Origin of the sequence: Moorena sp. SIO3B2 (genome assembly GCF_010692525.1) — a bacterium.
Lineage (GTDB): Bacteria > Cyanobacteriota > Cyanobacteriia > Cyanobacteriales > Coleofasciculaceae > Moorena > Moorena producens.
The window spans coordinates 9,463-12,885 of record NZ_JAAHHE010000182.1; the positions used below are offsets into that span (position 1 = coordinate 9,463).

The following is a 3,423-nucleotide window of genomic DNA, read 5'->3' on the forward strand; positions in this document are numbered from 1 at the left end:
CCTTCAGAACCCTTTTGGATCAAATCCTCGGCTTGAGCTAATTGATTTGCCCGTTCGATATCAGATAACCCAGAATCTACAAAGGTTAGTGCTAAAGAATTGAGGGGGTGTTCACCGGGCTGAAGGATTTTTATCTGCCTACTTTCACTACCCGATAACCTCCGTCCCAGTTGTAACTGATACAACAATCCTGCCCTAACTACACTAGATTTCCCACTACCAGACGCTCCCAAGACAGCGAGAAAATTACCAATACGCACCTTTTCCAACAATTGGTCTGTTAAGGCAGTACGACCGTAGAAATACCTGGCATCTTCTTCCGTACAATCAAAATAAGCCAAACCCTTATAAGGACAGATACTTTTTGCTGATGCAGCTGACTGTTTTGTTGCTGCTGTCCACCTGCGAGTCAGATTAATCGGTTCACCAGAATTACTAAAAATAGGACGCTGGGGAAAAGCATTCCGTTGTTGAGTTAGTAAATCAACTAAGGTATAGTTAGTTACCCATCGCTCTTGGCTTGGTTCCAATCCTAGGATCAGTGCTGAGGTGAGAACACTATGATTACTACCAATTTCCTCATAGGCGAGTTCAAAGGCACGAGAAGCAGCAATAAAACACCGGTCTCTGCCTTTACCCCGCTCTCCGGGGTCTGCTTCTGCTACATTTAGCACTTCCCCGGCATAACAGCAATCTAAAATAATAATCTGCTGCCTTACTTCACTGTCTTGTAACAGTCGCCGTAGCCATTGTAAGGATAAACCCCAAGAACCCATGTCTGGGTTAACATCACTAGTTGCCAAAAACCCTTCTTGTATGCCTTTGCTTTTTCGTAAACCATGCCCAGAAAAATAGAGTAGTGCTGTATCTGGGGGTTTCCCATTTGGTTTGAACAATTGTACTATGGCATCTTCTAACTGAGTCAGAGTGACTTTGGTTTTTTTACCAACGCGAATGGTATTATTATGTTTATCCTTAACCGCCGGGAGTCGCGTTACTTTAAAGTCTCCATACTTCTCTAGTAATTGGGCTACAGCTTCTGCATCCCGCCCAGGTGCCGTTAAATTATTGAGGCGTTCATAGCTGTAGGTACTAATTCCTATTACTAAGGCATTCCGACTCATAAAAACCAGCTTTCTTTAGATAAATAGGTGATTAAGAGGAATACAATTATGTTATCAGTCTTGCCGGTAAATAGTTTAGTAAATATTATACTATGACACAATTAACGCCAATTCAGCTAGAGGATGGCACAATTATTTATGTTGAAGCTACAGAAGATTTAGACATTCCTACGGTAAGCAGCCCAGATAACCAAGACGAAGAGGAAGAGGAAGAAGAAGCCCTTACTGACAAGGGCATGAGTTCCCCTGAAAGGCTACGACAGCAAATAATACAGCACGCTCAAATCATTGAAGGTACAATCCGGGCTTACACCATTATTGGCTTAAATGCCTTCAAGAAAAAGCCAATACCTAACGTTAAAAAAGTTACCTTAGAATTTGGGATTGAATTAGGGGGAGAGGCGGGGATTCCTTATGTCACCAAGGGGACGGCTAAAAGTAATCTTAAAATAACAGTAGAATGTGAGCTTTCTAAGCCAGTTGAAGATAAAACCTAGTTAAGACGAATCTAGCAATTATGTCAGCATTTAGCGCTCAACTAAGGGGCATCGAAAAAGCCATTTACGATAACGCTACCAATTCCCATGGAAATAATATGTGAGCTTAAAGCTCCGGTAAGAACCGTTAACGGGATTAAAATAACAGTCAGCTATTTATAAACACAATCCCATCCAGTCCGCATCGATGCTGAATATCCGTACTGATTTCGTGTTAGTCAACTAATAATATTGAACAAAACGATAGCTGTATCCAGCAAGGATTTCAAACAAATCATGATTTCCAAAAGCTAGGCGAAGGCTAATTTCCTGTCTCTCCCAAAACTGCGGTAACAGGCTGAATTTTAGGCTTTAGCGGCTGATTTTCCATTCATCCAGCACTCAAACCAAAAACCCCCCTCCTAAAATCCCAACTTCTGCACCGCCCTACGCTTAACCTCCTCACCCCGTCTATCATACTTAGCGGTAGTCACAGGGGAAGCATGGCCAGCTAACTTTTGTACCGTCACAATATCAATCCCAGCATCAAGCAAATCAGAGCAAAAGGTCCTGGGAAAATCATGGGGACTAAAGGACTCGACCCCAGCCTGTTTAGCCCGCTTCTGCAAAATCAACAATACTGCCTGGGGGGTCATTTTTCTGTACTGTATCTGCCCCCCTTTGAGTATTGGGCACAACAGCGCCCCTGGTTGGTTACCTCTTGTGGTCAACCAATCATTTACAAAAGCGATGCTCTTCAGAGCCGCTCCGCGAACGCACTTTCCGGTAAATAAACCCTCCTATCCTTACCCCCCTTTAGCCTAACAGAATGTATCTTTTTGTAACTTATAGCCTGAAATTATTACCCAAAAAACATGTCACCCCCCTAGGTAGTATTACTATGATTAACTAGAGACAAATTAGGGAACTAACAATGAGCAACATCTACGTATTTCATCAGGGGCGAGGAGATAGTGGCTGGCTCTGGTATAACGTTTTTGATGGCAATGAATGGGTTGGAGACCAACAAGTTCCTAAAACTGGGATGACAGGAGATCCATCAGCAGTAGTATACAATGACCTTCTCTATGTGTTCCACCAAGGACGGGGAGATAGTGGTTGGCTCTGGTATAACGTTTTTGATGGCAATGACTGGGCTGGAGATCAAGAAATTGGTAATACTGGTATAACTGCTGGCCCATCAGCAGTAGTATACAACGACCTTCTCTATGTATTCCACCAAGGACGAGGAGATAGTGGTTGGCTCTGGTATAACGTTTTTGATGGCAATGAGTGGGCTGGAGATCAAGAAGTTCCTAAGACCGGAATTACCTCTAGTCCATCAGCAGTAGTATACAATGACCTCCTCTATGTGTTCCACCAAGGACGAGGAGATAGTGGCTGGCTCTGGTATAACGTTTTTGATGGCAATGAGTGGGCTGGAGATAAAGAGGTACGGGGCACAGGTTTAACCGATGATCCAGATGCATTAGTCTACAACGGTCAAATATACGTGTTTCACGAGGGCAGAGGTGATAACGGTTGGGTCTGGTGTAATATCTTCGATGGCAATGAGTGGGCTGGAGATCACAAGATACATAAAACTGGGATAACTGCTGGACCATCAGCAGTCGTATATAATGACCAAATTTACCTGTTACATCAAGGGCGAGATGACAGTGGATGGATGTGGTGTAATGTGTTTGATGGTTCTGAATGGGTTGGAGACGAAGAAGTACCCAAGACTGGTATTTCTGAAGGACCAAGTGCAGTGCTTTACTAAGTGATTGCGCATTGCTGAATCAAGATAAGAATGTAGAATT

General features: G+C 43.3%; 3 protein-coding genes and 1 pseudogene. 2 read left to right on the forward strand and 2 right to left on the reverse strand.

The window, feature by feature from the left end; genetic code table 11:
• A partial coding sequence (locus tag F6K38_RS26510; protein ID WP_287358038.1) for an nSTAND1 domain-containing NTPase occupies window positions 1–1,124 on the reverse strand: 1,124 nt, incomplete at its 3' end.
• Between the two features lie 92 nt (window positions 1,125–1,216).
• Here F6K38_RS26510 and F6K38_RS26515 point away from each other — a divergent pair.
• The gene (locus F6K38_RS26515; RefSeq protein WP_287358041.1) at window positions 1,217–1,621 is read left to right on the forward strand and encodes a CU044_2847 family protein; all 405 of its coding nucleotides are present in this window, start codon (window positions 1,217–1,219) and stop codon (window positions 1,619–1,621) included.
• Window positions 1,622–2,022: 401 nt separating this feature from the next.
• Here the strand turns inward: F6K38_RS26515 and F6K38_RS44410 are convergent.
• Window positions 2,023–2,417 (reverse strand): annotated as a pseudogene (locus F6K38_RS44410) (tyrosine-type recombinase/integrase); the annotation flags it as partial.
• 117 nt (window positions 2,418–2,534) lie between these two features.
• Here F6K38_RS44410 and F6K38_RS26525 point away from each other — a divergent pair.
• The gene (locus F6K38_RS26525; protein WP_287358043.1) at window positions 2,535–3,383 is read left to right on the forward strand and encodes a PLL family lectin; all 849 of its coding nucleotides are present in this window, start codon (window positions 2,535–2,537) and stop codon (window positions 3,381–3,383) included.
• Window positions 3,384–3,423: the final 40 nt, after the last annotated feature.

Bases quoted from the DNA above. Each gene is read 5' to 3' on its own strand.
- F6K38_RS26515 (WP_287358041.1), top strand. From the start codon at position 1,217: ATGACACAATTAACGCCAATTCAGCTAGAGGATGGCACAATTATTTAT.
- F6K38_RS26525 (WP_287358043.1), top strand. From the start codon at position 2,535: ATGAGCAACATCTACGTATTTCATCAGGGGCGAGGAGATAGTGGCTGG.